Genomic DNA, 15027 nt, shown 5'->3' on the forward strand with positions numbered 1-15027 from the left:
CGTGGGAATCGCTCCCACGGGCCCTTCGCCGTACCGGTGCTCCGCTGGTCAGACCTTCTTGGCGCACTCCGCGCAGGTGCCGAAGATCTCCAGGGTGTGCGCGATGTCGCTGAACCCGTGCTCCGCGGCGACCGCGTTGGCCCAGCGCTCCACCGCCGGGCCCTCCACCTCGACGGTGGCGCCGCAGTGCCGGCACACCAGGTGGTGGTGGTGTCCGCTGCTGCACCGGCGGTAGACGGCCTCGCCGTCGGCGGTGCGCAGCACGTCCACCTCGCCGGCGTCGGCGAGCGACTGGAGGGTGCGGTAGACCGTGGTCAGACCGACGGAGTCCCCGCGGTGCTTGAGCATGTCGTGGAGCTCCTGCGCGCTGCGGAAGTCCTCGATCTCGTCCAGGGCCGCCGAGACGGCGGCACGTTGCCGGGTCGAGCGGGCGCGCGGCGACGGGCCTGCGGTGGTCACCGTGGGTCCTCCTGGGGTGGTGGGCGTCTCGCACCTCATTGTGCCAGCCCCGCACCCCGCTCCGGAGTGATCGCGTCGGAGGAACCGCGGCCCGGGAGTTGCCCCGGGATCTGTCCCGGGACGGGTTCCGGCAGGGCGACGTCGCAGACCTTCGGTCCGGGGTCCGCGACGCCCCTGCGGTGGCGCCGCCGGGCGAGCGGCGCGGCGAGCAGGCTGAACACCGCGAAGACCGCGATGGCGAGCAGCACGATGGCCGGGCCGGAGGGCACGTTGAGGTGGTAGGAGCCGGTGACGCCGGCCAGAGAGACCACCACGCCGAGCGCGATCGAGGCCGCCTGGGTGGCGGCGAACGACCGGGTGAGCTGCTGGGCGGCGACCACCGGGACCACCATCAGGGCGCTGACCAGCAGCAGCCCGACCACCCGCATCGCGACGGTGACGGTGACGGCGGCCATCACCGCGAGCAGCAGGTTGAGCGTGCGCACCGGCAGGCCGGTGACCCGGGCGAAGTCCTCGTCCTGGCAGATCGCGAAGAGCTGCCGGCGCAGGCCGACGGTGACCGCGACGACCACCGCGCCGAGCACCGCGATGGTGATCAGATCGGCCGGGGCGACGGTGAGGATGGAGCCCCACAGGTAGCTCTCCAGCGAGCCGGCGCCGGCCTGGGCGGAGAGCGAGACGAGCAGCTTGCCGCAGGCCATGCCGCCGTAGAAGAGCATCGCCAGCGCGATGTCGCCGCGCTGGTTGCCGCGCGAGCGGACCAGTTCCATCGTGACGGCGCCGAGCACGCAGACCAGCACGGCCATCCAGACCGGGCTGGTCTGGAAGATGAAGCCGAGGCCGACGCCGGTCATCGCGACGTGCCCCATGCCGTCGCCCATCAGGGCCTGCCGGCGCTGCACCAGGTAGATGCCGACGGCCGGGGCGGTGATCCCGACCAGGACGGCGGCGAGCAGGGCGCGCTGCATGAAGTCGTAGGAGAGCATCTCGGTCATGCCAGCAGCCTCGGCGGGGTGTGGTCGGCGTGCGGGTGGACGTGGTCGTGGCCGGGCAGCGCGTGCAGTCCGGTGTTGGGCACGGGCGGGCCGTCGTGTGCGACGCAGCCGTCCCGCAGCACCACGGCGCGGTCGATCAGCGGCTCCAGCGGCCCGAGTTCGTGCAGCACGAGGAGGACGGCGGCGCCGCGGGAGACCTCGGCGCGCAGGGTGTCGGCGAGCACCTGCTGACTGGCGGCGTCCACGCCGGCCATCGGCTCGTCCATGATCAGCAGGTCGGGGGTGCCGACCAGGGCGCGGGCGATCAGCACCCGCTGCTGCTGGCCGCCGGACAGGTCGGCGACGCCGTCCCCGGCCCGTTCCAGCATGCCGACGGCGGCGAGCGCGCGGTCCACCGCCGCGCGGTCCCGGCGGCGGAACGGCAGCAGCCGGTGCTGCGGCAGCCGCCCGGTGGAGACCACTTCGCGCACGGTGGCCGGCACGCCGGAGGCGGCGGTGGTGCGCTGCGGGACGTACCCGATCCGGTGCCAGGCGCGGAAGCCGGCGTACGGGATGCCGAACAGCTCCAGCGTGCCCTGCCCCAGCGGGACGGAGCCGATGACGGCCTTGACGGTGGTGGACTTGCCGGAGCCGTTGGCGCCGAGCAGGGCGACCACCTCGCCGGGCTGGACGGTGAGGTCGACGCCGCGCAGCACCGGCCGACCGCCGCGGGAGGCGACGGCGTCGCGGAGGCGGACGGCCGGGGGTATCGGGTGGGTCATGGTGCTGTCGTCCCGTCAGCTGGTGGGGGTGCCGGTCGCGGTGGGAGTGGTGCCGGTCGCGGCGGGGGTGGCGCCGAGGGCGGTCTGGAGGTTGGCCAGGTTCTGCTTCATGACCGAGAGGTAGTCATCCTTGCCCGGGTCCTTGACGCCCTCCAGCGGGTCCAGCACGGCGGTCTTGAGGCCGAGGTCCTTGGCGACGGTGTCGGCGAGCTTGGGGCTGACCAGGGTCTCGAAGAAGATCGTGGTGACGCCGTTGTCCTTGGCGGCCTTCTGCACGTCGGCGAGGCGGGCCGGGGTGGGCTCGGACTCGGGGTCGACGCCGTTGATGGCGACCTGGGTGAGGCCGTAGTGGTCGGCGAGGTAGCCGAAGGCGGCGTGGCTGGTGACGAAGGTCCTGGACTTGGCGTCCTTCAGGCCGTCCCGGAACTCCTGGTCCAGCGTGGTCAGCCGGCCGACCAGGTCGTCGGTGTTCTTGCGGTAGTCGTCGGCGTGGGCCGGGTCGGCCTTGGCGAACCCGTCGCCGACGCTCTTGGCGATCGCCGCGTAGCGGGTCGGGTCGAGCCAGATGTGCGGGTCGCCGGCCGGGCCGTCGTGCTGGTGGCCGTCGGCCTCGGTGCCCTCGTCTAGGTGGTGGTCGACCAGCGGGCTGGCGGCGGTGGCGTCGATCTTGTACTTGGCCGAGGACTGGCCGACGGCCTGGTCGACGGTGGGCTGCAGGCCCTTGAGGTAGATGATCGCGTCGGACTTCTGGACGGTGGCGACCTGCTTGGCGGTGAGCTCCAGGTCGTGCGGCTCGACGCCGGCCGCGGTGAGGTCGGTGACCGCGACGTGGTCCTTGCCGATCTGCTGGGCCAGGTACTCCATCGGGTAGAAGGAGGCGACGACCTTCAGCTTGCCGTCGGCGCTCTGGGCGCTGCTGCTGCCACCGCAGGCGGTCAGGACGAGGGAGGCGGTGAGGGCGGTGGCGGCGATGGCTATCGAGCTGCGGGTACGTCGTCCGATCATCATGACAATCATTCTCATCTTATCTGGAAATGATTGTCAACTCACTCGGACGGGTGAACGGCAGGTGGCCGTGACTGCGACGGGCCGGACGATACCGATTTGAACCCCGTACCCGTATGGCCGGTAACCTGAGGTATTCGGGTACGCGCAACCAGCCGTGCCCTGACCGTGCCGTACGTACTGAAGAGAGCACTGTGGCCGCCGACAAGATCGACACGATCGTCAGCCTGAGCAAGCGCCGTGGCTTCGTCTACCCCTGCAGCGAGATCTACGGCGGCACGCGTGCCGCCTGGGACTACGGGCCGCTGGGCGTCGAACTCAAGGAGAACATCAAGCGCCAGTGGTGGCGCGCGATGGTCCAGGCCCGTGAGGACGTCGTGGGACTCGACTCGTCGGTGATCCTCGCGCGCGAGGTGTGGGAGGCCTCCGGCCACGTCGCCACCTTCAACGACCCGCTGACCGAGTGCCTCTCCTGCCACAAGCGCCACCGGGCCGACCACCTGGAGGAGAAGTACGAGGCCAAGCACGGCTTCCCGCCGCCGAACGGCCTCAAGGACGTCAACTGCCCCGACTGCGGCACCAAGGGCCAGTTCACCGAGCCCAAGGACTTCTCGGGCATGCTGAAGACCCACCTCGGCGTCACCGAGGAGGCCAGCGGCCTGGCCTTCCTGCGGCCCGAGACCGCCCAGGGCATCTTCACCAACTTCAAGGCCGTCCAGACCACGTCGCGCAAGAAGCCGCCGTTCGGCATCGCCCAGACCGGCAAGAGCTTCCGCAACGAGATCACCCCCGGCAACTTCATCTTCCGCACCCGCGAGTTCGAGCAGATGGAGATGGAGTTCTTCGTCAAGCCGGGCGAGGACGAGCAGTGGCACGAGTACTGGCTCCAGCAGCGCTGGGACTGGTACGTCGACCTCGGCCTGCGCACCGAGAACATGCGCTTCTTCGAGCACCCGAAGGAGAAGCTCTCCCACTACGCCAAGCGCACGGTGGACATCGAGTACCGCTTCAACTTCGGCGGCAGCGAGTACTCCGAGCTGGAGGGCGTCGCCAACCGCACCGACTACGACCTGCGGGTGCACAGCGAGGCGTCCGGCCAGGACCTCAAGTACTTCGACCAGGAGAGCGGCGAGCGGTACTTCCCGTACGTCATCGAGCCGGCGGCCGGCCTCAACCGCGCCATGCTGGCCTTCCTGATCGACGCCTACTTCGAGGACGAGGCGCCCAACGCCAAGGGCGTCATGGAGAAGCGCGTCGGCATGCGGCTCGACCCGCGCCTGGCCCCGGTCAAGGTCGCCGTCCTGCCGCTGTCGCGCAACGCCGACCTCTCCCCGAAGGCCCGCGGCCTCGCCGCCGACCTGCGCACCGCGTGGAACGTCGAGTTCGACGACGCCGGCGCCATCGGCAAGCGCTACCGCCGCCAGGACGAGATCGGCACGCCGTTCTGCGTCACCGTCGACTTCGACACCCTTGAGGACAACGCGGTGACCGTCCGCGACCGCGACACCATGTCGCAGGAGCGCGTCTCGCTCGACCAGGTCAAGGCGTACCTGGGTGCGCGACTGATCGGCTGCTGAGCCCGCTCAGCCCGTCTGGAGCCCCCGTTCGCCCCGGTCCGTCCGGGGCGGGCGGGGGCTCCTGCGTGTTCCCGCCCTCTGCTTACCGTCTGCCCCAGCGGGAACGGGGGGCCGCAGCCGGTTCGGTCGGCAGGCCGGCGCTGCGCAGGGCGGCCAGCGTCGTCCGGTGCCGGGCGCCGTCGGCGAGCAGCGCGGCGAGTAGCCGCCCGTACAGCTCCGGGCTGGTGTCCAGCGCGGCCGCCAGCTTGACCAGCTCCACCGGCGGGCGCAGCGCCGCCAGCTCGTACAGCAGGACGGTCGCGAGCTCGGCCGGCAGCTCCGTCGCCAGCGCGGCCAGCTCCGCCGTCGGCCGGCCGGCCGCCTGGCGCAGCAGCGTCCGCACGTCGGCGTGCCGGCCCGTACGGCGGAGGCCGGTCGCCAGCGCCGTCAACTCCGGCGTCGGCGCCGAACCCCACTCCCACAGCAGCGTCGCGCCGTCCGCGCCCTGCCCGGCCCGCTCCAGCGCGGCCAGCAGGGCGGGCAGCGCCGACGCCGGATAGCCCCAGAACGCGTGGAACAGCTCGGCCGCCTCCTCCGCCAGCCCCAGCTCGCGCAACTCCGCCAGCATCGCCACCGCCTGCTCGGGGGCGCACTGCGCGGCGCTCCTGGCCAGGTGCAAGGACGCGCCCGTCGGACCGCGCCGGGAGAGCATGCCGACCAGCAGCGCGGCGTCCGCCGGATCGAGGCCGGTGGCCGCCCGGGACAGCAGCTCCGTCGCCTCGGCGAAGGCGCCGGCACGGTGCAGGGCCGCCACCCGCTCGGCGAGGGCGCCGATGTCGGGGCGGGCGGGCCGGTCGGATCGCTCGGGTCGGTCCTGGGGCGGCGGGGCCTGGGCCGGTTGCGGCTCCGGCTGCCGGCTCCTCAGCCGGTTCTCCAACGCCTCCAGCCGATCGCTCAGTTGGAGGCAGCGGGCGCCCAGGCCCTCGCGCAGGGTGCGCGCCTGGGCCAGCTGCCGCAGCAGGTCCCCGTCCGGCCGCTGGCGGCCCGGCGACGCCCGGATCGCCTCGTTCAACCGCCGCTCCCGCTGGCTCGCGTAGCGGCTCGCGCGGAGTAACTCGTCCAGTTCCGCCCGGAGTTCGTACGCCTGCTGCTCGCCCTCCGGGTCCTGGCCCGCGGATTGTGCCGTCGGCCGCATGCGCATGATCGCCCCACCCCGTCCATCTCTCCCCTGACTGCGGGACATCCTGGCGTCGCTATATGGCGGGGGAGTTAAGGGAGCACGTCCAGTCGTGCGCGACTGGTGTCAAGGAGCGCGCAGACGGCGGTCGTTGCAAGAAGTGCGCCGGTCGCGCTCCGCAGCAGCGTCGCCTCGTAGTACGAGCCGGGTGCGACCACGGCGACGGCGCAGCCGACGGCCGCCCCGACCAGGGCGGCGGGGATCAGACGGACCGTCCGCACCGCCGGCAGGAGCACCACGAGCCCCGCGACGGCCGCCAGTTCGGGGGTTCCGAAGGAGACGCCGTAGCGGACGGCCAGCGCGGGGACGAAGAACAGGACGAGGGCCCGCCCGAGCGTGCCGGTCAACGCGGTGGTGTGCGGGCCGGCCGGACCGCCGCTCCACGGCACGAACCGGGTGGCGGCCAGGACCGCCAACGCGGCCAGCGCGCCGGCGAGATGGTCGCCGAGTCGGGCCAGGTTGTACAGCAGCGCGGTGTCGTACAGCGTCAGCATCAGCGTGCCGAACGCCCACAGGTCGAGCGTGAACAGCACCGGGCCGCGGGGTGGCCGGGCCCGTTCGCGGGAGGCCAGCCAGACGAGCAGCGGCGGTGTGACGAGCGCGGACACCGTCCGCAGCACGATGTCGTCCACCGTGTACGGATTCCGCAGGTCCCACTCCACCGCGCAGAACGCCACCGTATACGAGGCGGCCGCGAGCCCGGTCAGCGGCGAGCGCATCGCCTGGACGTAGAGGCCGTGGTCCAGGCGTCGCAGCACGGCGGCGAACGCCAGGAGCACCAGCGGGAGTTCGAGGAACGCCTGGACGCGGAGCACGGTGGGCGCGAGCAGCTCGGGCGCGGGGAAGTGCGCCGCCAGCCAGTCGATCGCCGGGTTGCCGCGCGGCACGTCGAACCACCCGGGCGGCAGGTAGCGGGCGACGAACGCCGTACTCCCGCCCCGCACCCGCTGCACGTACACGGCGAACAGCACCTGGTTCAGATAGACGAGTGCCACGACCAGCGCCAGTGCCACCTCCGGGCCGAAGCGCCCCCCGCGCCCCGGCCGGACCTCGCGCCGCCGCCACGCCCTGGGCGCCAGGGCCAGCGCGGCGGCGGCCGACACCACCACCGTGCCGTCCAGCACCGGGCCGACCGCCCTCATGCGGCGAGCCGTGCCCGCGCCTCCATCAGGGCGAAGCCGAGCAGGTTCAACCCCCGCCACTCGTCGGGCCGTTCCGCGCGGATGTCGTCGGCAGCGAGCCCGATGCCCCAGATCCGGTCCACCGGGCTGGCCTCGACCAGGACGCGGTCGCCGGTGCCCAGCAGGTAGGCGCGCAGCGCCTCGTCCTGCCCGAACTTCGCGACGTTCCCCTCGACGACCAGCTCGAACCGGCTGGCCGTCCAGGCCCCGTCGTCGAAACCCCTGACCAGCCGCCCCAGCTTCTTCGCCTCGGCCGGCGTGTGGGCCGCCAGCACCCGCTGCTCTATGGCCTCGTCCCCGAACATCCGGGCCTTGCCCGCCATCATCCAGTGCTCGGCGGACGCGTACGTCACCCCGTCGACGGTGAACTGCCCGGGCCACCACTGGCTCAGGCACTCCCGCCGCGTCCCCCCGCCCTTCCGCTCGGTGTGCCCCCAGAACATCAGCCATTTCGGCCGCACCCCGGCGGCCGTCAGCGCCGCCAGCTCCACCCGGCTACGGACATCGGCAGGGCTCCCCACGCGCATCTCGCTCATATCGTCATTCTGACGCAAAGGGAGCCGTCGGGCCAGCGGGTTTTCGGTGGCAGGTCGGGTCAGTTGGCGGGCAGTGCGTTCGCCATGTCCCGGAAGCGGGGCGACACCCGCATCATGCCGTCCGAGCCGACGTTGAGGTTCTCGATCCAGCCGTCCCGGTACCAGAAGAGCGACGGGGTCAGCGGGGCCGGGTCGCCGGCCGCGAGCTCCTTCGACAGGTCGATCAGGAAGCGGATGGCGTTCAGCGACAGGCTGGTGCGGATCGGCACCGCGCAGAGTGTGTTGTTCGTCGGCAGGGCGACCAGGGCGCCGTTGGGCAGCTCGATGCCGCCTCCCAGGGCGTTCTCCAGGCGCAGCGCGTGGGCGGCTCCGGGCCAGGCTCCCATGCCGTTGACGGTGTGGATGGTGTCGCCGTTGGACGCGTCGAAGACCTGCCGGTTGAGCTGCTCGGTGGCCAGGTTCGCGAAGGCCCGCTCCCACAGCTCGGCCCGGCTGATGCTCCACTGGTCGGCGGCGTGTTCGGCTATCGACAGGGCCTCGGTCTTGCCGGCCCGCTTGCCGGCGTCCACGCAGAGGACGACCGACAGCTCGTCGTCGATCTGCCGCGCCATCGGATCGGGCCCCAGGCCGCGGCTCCTGGTGATCAGGAGCCGCAGTCGGTCCCGGACCTCGAAGACCGAGATCCTCGCCAGCGCCTGGCACGGGCCGTGCTCGTCGCACAGCGGCCTCGGAAGGTTCTTGCGGCTGCCGAACAGCGGCATGGGTGACTCCCCGGGTGGTTGCGATGGTCGGACTGGGCCACAGCATTCCATCGGTCGGCCTCGCCGTCCCGAGATCACCCCATTCCCGGAGGTGTTCTGTCGATCTGTCAGATGGCGGCGTGCTCCCAGCGGAGGGCGGGGTGGCCGTCGATCCAGTAGTGGGTCGCCCGGTCGGTGATCCGCAGGCGGACGGCGGTGAGGTCGGGGCGTCCGGCCTCCTGCCAGGCGGTGAGGATGCGCTCGACCTCGTCCCAGAGCGGGACCGGGCCGCTCTGGTGGACCGTCCAGCCGTAGGTGTCGTCGGCGACCTCGGCGGCGGATCCGGGGGTGGCCAGGTAGTGGATCGACTCCAGGTCCTCCCCGATCGATACGGTGAACTTGGCGCTGGGAAAGGCGAGTTGGGCGAGGATGGCCGGCGTCGGTTCGTTGAGGAGGGTGGGGGAGACGTGCGCCAGCCGCCTCGGTGCGGCCGCCTCCGCCCGGGCCGCGAGGCCCCCGGCCCGGGCCGCCAGGGGCTCGGGGCGGACGGGAGGGAGGGTGGAACGGTCGATGAACCGGCCGTCGGCGGTGCCGTCGGCGGCGACGGTGACCCTGGCCAGGCCGGCGCCCTCGGGCCAGGTGCCGACCGTGGCCAGGATCGTGCCGCCGGGCTTGGTCCGCTGCACCCAGGCGTAGGGGATGCGGCGCACCGCGTGGGTGGCGATCACCCGGTCGTACGTGACTTTCGGGTCGGCCTCGACGGTGCCGACGTTGCGCTCGCCGAGGAGGTGGCGGAGCAGGGCCGTCGAGTAGCCCGTGCCGGTGCCGATCTCCAACACGGTGTGCCCGTCTTCGGCGCCCAGGGCGTCGATCATGCGGACGGTGGCGGCCGGGGCGGTGGTGGAGGCGGTGGGGAAGCCCCGGACGGGCGCGGAGGCCTGGTCGGCGGTCAGATGGCCGTTGAGCTGGGTGACCAACGACCGGTTGCTGTAAGCGAGTTCGACCCACTCCGTCGGATCGGCGCCGCGCTCGGTCACCGGCCGCCAGCGGCGCCTGCCGGTGGACACGAACACCCCGGGGCGCAGGAACGGCTCCCGGGGAACGGCCTCCACGGCCGCCCGCAGCGCCGGGCTGCTCAGGGCGCCGCCCGCCTCAAGCCGGTCGGCGAGCGTACGGCGGGCTGCTGCGGTGTCCGGGGTCATGGTTCTCCTTCCTGGGGCGGGTGTGTGCGTCTGTGCTGGATCGCCTTGCTGAGTGCGGAGTTGACCAGCACGGTGACAATGCAGAGTACGAGGAGGAAGGAGGGGTTCGCCAAGGGAGCCCCTAGGAGTAGTGCTTGTGCAGGTCGTCGGTGATCAGCCCGGTGCCGTGGTGGACGGCCAGGCTGGAGTAGGTCCCGCGCAGTTGGGCGGCGTGCGCGGTTCGCTGGTGTTCGATCAGCAGCCCTTCGGTGTCGTCCGAGTGGCCGCTGCGGGCGCGCTCTCGGCGACTCAGGAAGACGGTCGTGCCGATGATGGTGGCCACGAGTGCGACCAGGAACGCGATGACGAAGGTCATGAGGTCTCACCTTTCCCCCGGGCCTGGATCGTCCCATGACGAACCATCTCCACGGAAGGGTCAATTCCACCCGACCCGCCGCACGAAAAGTCGACCAGGCCGACTTCCTGTGCCGCGTGTCACGGGTTTCGGGGCCCGTCCCATCGAGCAGATCCGGGAGGGGGCATGACAATTCCCCCTCCCAGAGGTCGATGTGAGGAGCCCGCATGAGCCCCACCCGTCGTGACGTCCTGCGCTGGGGAGCCGGTGCCGGTGGCGCCCTCCTGGCCGCCGCCGCGTTCAGCCCGGACGCAGCGGCAGCCGCAGCCGTCAGCCCGTCCGCCTGGATGAGCGCCCTGGACGACGCCACGCCGCTGACCGCCCTGACGATCCCCGGCACCCACGACTCCTGCTGCACCGACCCGCTGCACGGCACCGAGTGGTCCCACACCCAGAACTGGGGCCTGCCCGAGCAGCTCCAGCGCGGCATCCGCTTCCTCGACATCCGCTGCAACGGGCTCGCGGGGACGGCCGACGAACTCGGCATCTACCACAGCGACAACTACCAGTACGTCCGCCTCCAGGACGTCCTCGACCAGTGCCGCGCCTTCCTCGCCGCCAACCCGGGCGAGGGCCTCGTCATGCGCGTCAGGAACGAGTACGCGGGCGGGAACCGGCTCGACGACACCGAGTTCCAGCGCCGGATCAACCACTACCTGGACGGCCTCGGCTACCGGGGCCTGTTCTGGACGAACCCCTGGTGGCCCACCCTCGGCCAGGCCCGCGGCCGCGTCGTCCTCGCCGCCGACTTCGCCAACCCCTGGTCCGTCATCCAGTGGTCGAGCGCCACCAACACCTGGTTCGCCACCCAGGACACCTTCCAGGGCATCAGCCTCGCCGCCAAGTCCAAGGCCGTCACCGACTGGTTCGACCGCGCCTTCCTCGACCAGGGCTCCCCGCGGATGTACGTGAACTTCACCAGCTACGCCAACGGCGGCTGGCCCAAGGTCAACGCGGCCGCCATCGTGCCTCCCGTCCGCGACTACCTGAACGCCCGCCGCCAGCAGCCCGCCCACTTCGGCATCGTCCCGATGGACTTCCCCGACTTCCACACCGACGTCCTGCAACTGCTCATCGACAAGAACTTCATCGGCCGCTGACCGGCCCGCTGACCGGTCCCCGGACCGGCCCGCCGACTCGCCGTTGCTCACGCTCCGCGACGTGCCGGCGGCCCCGCGATCGGGTTTCGATCGCGGGGCCGTTGCCGTTGCCCGTGGCCCGGGGCCGGGGGGGGGGCTCAGCCGATGGAGCGGGGGAGGCGGGTGGTCAGGTACAGGATGACGAAGGAGCCGATGAGCTGAAGGCCCAGGCAGAGGGCGAGGGCGCGGTCCATGCCGAGGCTGGGGGAGAGCGACAGGTAGAGGGTGCCGAGGGTGGCGACGCCGAGGGCGAGGCTGGACTGCTGGCCGGTGGCCAGGACGCCGCTGCCGACGCCGGCCCGGGCGGCGGGCACCTTGGCGAGGACGACGCGGAACAGCGGGGTGCCGATCAGGCCTTGTCCGATGCCGGCGAGGGCGACGCCGGGCGCCATCCGCAGCGGGGAGAAGTGCGACCAGTCGGCGAGGACGGTGACGGCGAGGGTGGCCAGGCCGGCGGCCTGGATGACGGCGCCCGCGCTCAGTACCCGGCTGCCGTAGCGGCCGATCAGGCGGGGGCCGGAGAGCGAGGCGGTGAAGTAGCCGACGGCCATCGGGACGAGCGCCCAGCCGGCCGCGACCGGGCCGAGGTGCAGGCCCTGCTGGAGGGCGACGGCGATGACGAACATGAAGCCGCCGAAGCCGGCGAAGTAGGGCAGGGCGATGCCGAGGCCGCGCCGCATCTCGGGGATGCGCAGCAGGGACGGCGGCACCAGCGGGGTGGCGCCGCGCTGCTCCGCCCGGCGTTCGACCAGGACGAAGGCGGCGGCGAGGACGGGGAACAGCGCGAGCAGCACCCAGGACCAGAGCGGCCAGCCGGCGGCGCGGCCCTCCATCAGCGGGACGAGCAGGGCGAGCAGCGAGGCGGTGAGCAGGACGGTGCCGGGCACGTCGACGCGGGCGGCCTGGGTGGCCCGGCTCTCCGGGACGTAGCGGACGGCGAGGACCAGGGCGAGCAGCGCGAACGGCACGTTGAGCAGGAAGACGGAGCGCCAGCCGGTGCCGAACAGGTCGGCGGCGACGAGCATGCCGCCGAGCACCTGCCCGATGACCACGGAGATGCCGCCGACGGCGCCGTAGATGCTGAGGGCGCGGCCGCGCCGGGCGCCGTCGGTGGCGGCGGTGATGGTGCCGAGGACCTGCGGGATCAGCAGCGCGGCCGAGGCGCCCTGGGCGGCGCGGGCGGCGACCAGGGTCCAGGCGCCGGGGGCGAGGCCGCAGGCGAGCGAGGTGAGGGCGAAGGTGGCGGCGCCGACGACGAAGAGCCGGCGGCGGCCGAAGATGTCGCCGAGGCGCCCGCCGAGGACGAGCAGGACGGCGAAGGCGATGCCGTAGCCGGCGGCGACGAGTTCGAGGACGGCGGGCCCGGCGGCCAGGTCGTGGTCGATGGTGGGCAGGGCGACGTTCACGATGAAGAAGTCGAGCATCGGCAGGAAGGCCCCGAGCAGGACGGTGACCAGCCCGGCGGTGCCGAGGGAGGGGACGGCGGTGCGGGCGGCGGCCGCGGTCGCGGTGCCGGGGGTGGTGGCGGCGCGGACCGGGTCGGGGGCGACGGCGAGTTGTTGGGTCACGGGTCCTACGATCCGCCTGGCCGTACCCTGGTACCAGAGTGTGGTTATCCAGGTATAAGAAGTACCTGGCAACAGGCTCCGGGCTGGCGCATGCTAGGAACCATGAGCCTCACCACCCCGGCCGCGCAAGCCCGGTCCGCCTCGGTCGCGCAAGCCCGGACCACGCCGGCGACGCAAGCCCGGACCGCCCCCGACGACGCCCGCCGGCACGACCTGGCGGCCTTCCTGCGAAGCCGCCGCGAACGGATCGCACCCGACCAGGTGGGCCTGCCCCCGACCGGCCGCCGCCGCACGCCGGGGCTGCGCCGCGAGGAGGTCGCGCAGCTCGCCGCCGTCGGGGTGACCTGGTACACGTGGTTGGAGCAGGGGCGTGACATCCAGGTGTCCACCCAGGTGCTGGACGCGGTCTCCCGCGCCCTGCTGCTGGACCCGAGCGAGCGCGCGCACCTGTTCACCCTGGCCGGCGCGGAGGATCCGGCGCCGGTGAAGGAGTGCCCCTCGGTCACCCCGAGCGTGCGGCTGGTGCTGGAGCAGATGGCGCCGTACCCGGCCGTGGCGGTCAACACCCGCTACGACGTGCTCGCGTACAACGCCCAGTACACCGCGATCGTCGGCGATCTCAGCGAACTTCCGCCCGAGGACCGCAACTTGATGTGGCTGGCGTTCGCCCCCTCGCGGTTCCGCGAGGTGCTGATCGACTACCGGACCGAACGCCTCGGCATGGTGGCCCGCTTCCGCGCCGCGATGGCCGACCACAGCGCGGAGCCCGCCTGGAAGGCACTGCTGGCCCGGCTGCTCAAGACCTCGCCGGACTTCGCGGAGGTCTGGCAGCGGCACGAGGTGATGGGGCCGAGCAACGGGATCAAGCGGTTCCAGGTGCCGGGCGTCGGGCTGCTGCGCTGCGAGTACACCAGCTTCTGGCTCGGCCCCCGACTCGGGACGCGGATGATCACGTACACCCCGCTGGACGAGGACACCCGCGCGCTGATGAACGAGCTGCCCGGCAGCTTCTAGCCCGCCCGACGGCTTCTAGCGGGGGGCGAGGACGGCACGCCCGAGCAGCACGCACACCACCGCGAGCGGCAGTTCGACGCCGAGCGCCATCACCAGGGCGGCGAGCACCGCGTGGCCCGGGCCGGCGCAGGCGATGTCGGCCAGTGCGTCCCCCGCGAGCAGCAGGGCCACCGCTCCGCCGGCCCAGCCGGCGGCGGCGTTGCGCCGGCGCAGCAGGGCGTCGAGCGAGAGCAGCGCGGAGAACTCCAGCAGGTCGAGCACGACCCACGGGGTCTCGTGGCAGGCGGCGAGCACCGCGAGCCAGGGCAGCAGAGCGACGGCGGCCATGACGGGCACCCGCTCGAAGCGGGCGGGCAGGACGAGGGCGGCGGCCGGGCGGCCGGCGAGGACGGCGGTGCTCATGCGGCCCCTCCGGCGACCGAGGCCCCTCCGGCGACCGGGGCCTCGCCCGCGATCGCGGCCTCGCCCCGGCGTCGCACCCGCTCCAGCGGCTGCCGCTCGGTGGTGTCCCCGCCGGGGTGCCGGACCAGCACCCCGGTGTACGGGCCCTCGGCCCAGGCGAGCCAGAACCGCCCGGCGACCGCGACCACCTCGGCGCCGACGGCCGGCCGCTCGAACCGGAACGGCCCGGCCGACCAGAGCGACCGCACGGACCAGAGCGACCGCCCGGACCGGAACGACCGTCCGGACCCGAGCGGCCACGCGAACCCGAACGGCCGCACGGACCGGAACGACCGCCCGGACCGGAACGGCCCGGCCAGCCGTCCGGCGGTGAACGCCACCGCGGGCACGCTGCCGTCGGCCGCCAGCCGCCCCCAGGCGAGCACGTGGCGCGCCCGCCCGCCGGCCGGGCTGCGACGAGCACCGCGCAGCAGCTGCGGGGTGAGCCGGGCGGCGACCAGGACATCGGCCAACTCGCCGTCCTGGTACACCTCCAGCGCGGCCCGGCCGCGGCGGCCGACCAGGCTGCGGACCGACCAGGGCCCGGCCCCGACCGGCAGCGTCCCCTCCGGCCCCGCCGTCCGGCGGAGCGCGTCCCCGGGAACACCCCCGTGGCTCCCGGGGACGGGCCGCCGGTGCGGCGGGGTGGCGGAGTGCGATGCGGTGCTCGTCATGCCGTCCAGCTTCCCGTCGATCATGGGTCGCTGTCGGTGGTGCCGTGCTCCGAATCCGGGGTGTACCTAGATACACCCCGACCGTGAGCCCCCCTTCATGGCGGCCGTTGATCATCGCGCCCTAC

Annotated in this window: 16 protein-coding genes; 3 read left to right on the plus strand and 13 right to left on the minus strand. The window is 72.9% G+C overall.

Features of this window, described 5'->3' with window-relative positions; translation table 11 throughout:
- Positions 1-48 precede the first annotated feature (48 nt).
- Genes ACFVHI_RS19240 through ACFVHI_RS19255 form a run of 4 tightly spaced genes read right to left on the minus strand, consistent with a single transcriptional unit; the run spans position 49 to position 3223 of the window.
- Positions 49-459 carry a Fur family transcriptional regulator gene (locus ACFVHI_RS19240; protein WP_063347508.1) on the minus strand — a complete coding sequence of 137 codons (411 nt, stop codon included), beginning with the start codon at positions 457-459 and terminating at the stop codon, positions 49-51.
- A 35-nt stretch (positions 460-494) separates the two neighbouring features.
- Positions 495-1454, minus strand: a complete 960-nt coding sequence (locus ACFVHI_RS19245; protein WP_380340927.1) for a metal ABC transporter permease — start codon at positions 1452-1454, stop codon at positions 495-497.
- Positions 1451-2215 carry a metal ABC transporter ATP-binding protein gene (locus tag ACFVHI_RS19250; RefSeq protein WP_063347507.1) on the minus strand — a complete coding sequence of 255 codons (765 nt, stop codon included), beginning with the start codon at positions 2213-2215 and terminating at the stop codon, positions 1451-1453. Before ACFVHI_RS19250 ends, ACFVHI_RS19245 begins: the two co-directional genes overlap by 4 nt.
- Positions 2216-2230: 15 nt before the next feature.
- Positions 2231-3223 carry a metal ABC transporter substrate-binding protein gene (locus ACFVHI_RS19255; protein ID WP_380340931.1) on the minus strand — a complete coding sequence of 331 codons (993 nt, stop codon included), beginning with the start codon at positions 3221-3223 and terminating at the stop codon, positions 2231-2233.
- Positions 3224-3414: 191 nt separating this feature from the next.
- Between ACFVHI_RS19255 and ACFVHI_RS19260 the strand changes: the two genes are divergently transcribed.
- Positions 3415-4797, plus strand: coding sequence for a glycine--tRNA ligase (locus tag ACFVHI_RS19260; RefSeq protein WP_063347506.1), 1383 nt, complete (start codon positions 3415-3417; stop codon positions 4795-4797).
- Between the two features lie 82 nt (positions 4798-4879).
- On the opposite strand, the gene ACFVHI_RS19265 is transcribed toward ACFVHI_RS19260, so the two are convergent.
- The 6 genes from ACFVHI_RS19265 to ACFVHI_RS19290 all read right to left on the minus strand — a co-directional run bounded on the left by ACFVHI_RS19265 (position 4880) and on the right by ACFVHI_RS19290 (position 10027).
- Entirely contained in the window at positions 4880-5977 is a 1098-nt protein-coding gene (locus ACFVHI_RS19265; protein WP_380340933.1) for a hypothetical protein, read from the minus strand.
- A gap of 68 nt (positions 5978-6045) precedes the next feature.
- The gene (locus ACFVHI_RS19270) at positions 6046-7155 is read right to left on the minus strand and encodes a hypothetical protein (RefSeq protein WP_380340935.1); all 1110 of its coding nucleotides are present in this window, start codon (positions 7153-7155) and stop codon (positions 6046-6048) included.
- Positions 7152-7730 (minus strand): NADAR family protein, encoded by a 579-nt coding sequence (locus ACFVHI_RS19275; RefSeq protein WP_380340937.1) that lies wholly within the window; start codon positions 7728-7730, stop codon positions 7152-7154. The genes ACFVHI_RS19270 and ACFVHI_RS19275 overlap by 4 nt, the downstream gene beginning before the upstream one ends.
- Before the next feature lie 59 nt (positions 7731-7789).
- Complete coding sequence (locus ACFVHI_RS19280; protein WP_380340939.1) at positions 7790-8491, minus strand: hypothetical protein; 702 nt, start codon at positions 8489-8491, stop codon at positions 7790-7792.
- Positions 8492-8598: 107 nt separating this feature from the next.
- Positions 8599-9672 carry a methyltransferase gene (locus tag ACFVHI_RS19285; RefSeq protein WP_380340940.1) on the minus strand — a complete coding sequence of 358 codons (1074 nt, stop codon included), beginning with the start codon at positions 9670-9672 and terminating at the stop codon, positions 8599-8601.
- Between the two features lie 121 nt (positions 9673-9793).
- Complete coding sequence (locus tag ACFVHI_RS19290; RefSeq protein WP_063347501.1) at positions 9794-10027, minus strand: hypothetical protein; 234 nt, start codon at positions 10025-10027, stop codon at positions 9794-9796.
- 206 nt (positions 10028-10233) lie between these two features.
- Between ACFVHI_RS19290 and ACFVHI_RS19295 the strand changes: the two genes are divergently transcribed.
- Positions 10234-11166 carry a phosphatidylinositol-specific phospholipase C gene (locus ACFVHI_RS19295; protein ID WP_380340943.1) on the plus strand — a complete coding sequence of 311 codons (933 nt, stop codon included), beginning with the start codon at positions 10234-10236 and terminating at the stop codon, positions 11164-11166.
- 137 nt (positions 11167-11303) lie between these two features.
- Here ACFVHI_RS19295 and ACFVHI_RS19300 read toward each other — a convergent pair whose 3' ends face one another.
- The gene (locus ACFVHI_RS19300; RefSeq protein ID WP_079135574.1) at positions 11304-12773 is read right to left on the minus strand and encodes an MFS transporter; all 1470 of its coding nucleotides are present in this window, start codon (positions 12771-12773) and stop codon (positions 11304-11306) included.
- Positions 12774-12875: 102 nt separating this feature from the next.
- Here ACFVHI_RS19300 and ACFVHI_RS19305 point away from each other — a divergent pair, with 102 nt between their 5' ends.
- Positions 12876-13787, plus strand: coding sequence for a helix-turn-helix transcriptional regulator (locus ACFVHI_RS19305; RefSeq protein WP_380340946.1), 912 nt, complete (start codon positions 12876-12878; stop codon positions 13785-13787).
- A 15-nt stretch (positions 13788-13802) separates the two neighbouring features.
- Here the strand turns inward: ACFVHI_RS19305 and ACFVHI_RS19310 are convergent, their stop codons facing one another.
- Together ACFVHI_RS19310 and ACFVHI_RS19315 are read right to left on the minus strand one after the other, a co-directional pair.
- The gene (locus tag ACFVHI_RS19310) at positions 13803-14189 is read right to left on the minus strand and encodes a hypothetical protein (protein WP_380340948.1); all 387 of its coding nucleotides are present in this window, start codon (positions 14187-14189) and stop codon (positions 13803-13805) included.
- Positions 14186-14902 (minus strand): hypothetical protein, encoded by a 717-nt coding sequence (locus tag ACFVHI_RS19315; RefSeq protein WP_380340950.1) that lies wholly within the window; start codon positions 14900-14902, stop codon positions 14186-14188. Before ACFVHI_RS19315 ends, ACFVHI_RS19310 begins: the two co-directional genes overlap by 4 nt.
- Positions 14903-15027: the final 125 nt, after the last annotated feature.

The sequence above is a fragment of the Kitasatospora sp. NPDC127121 genome, from assembly GCF_042677305.1.
In the GTDB taxonomy this organism is placed as follows: domain Bacteria; phylum Actinomycetota; class Actinomycetes; order Streptomycetales; family Streptomycetaceae; genus Kitasatospora.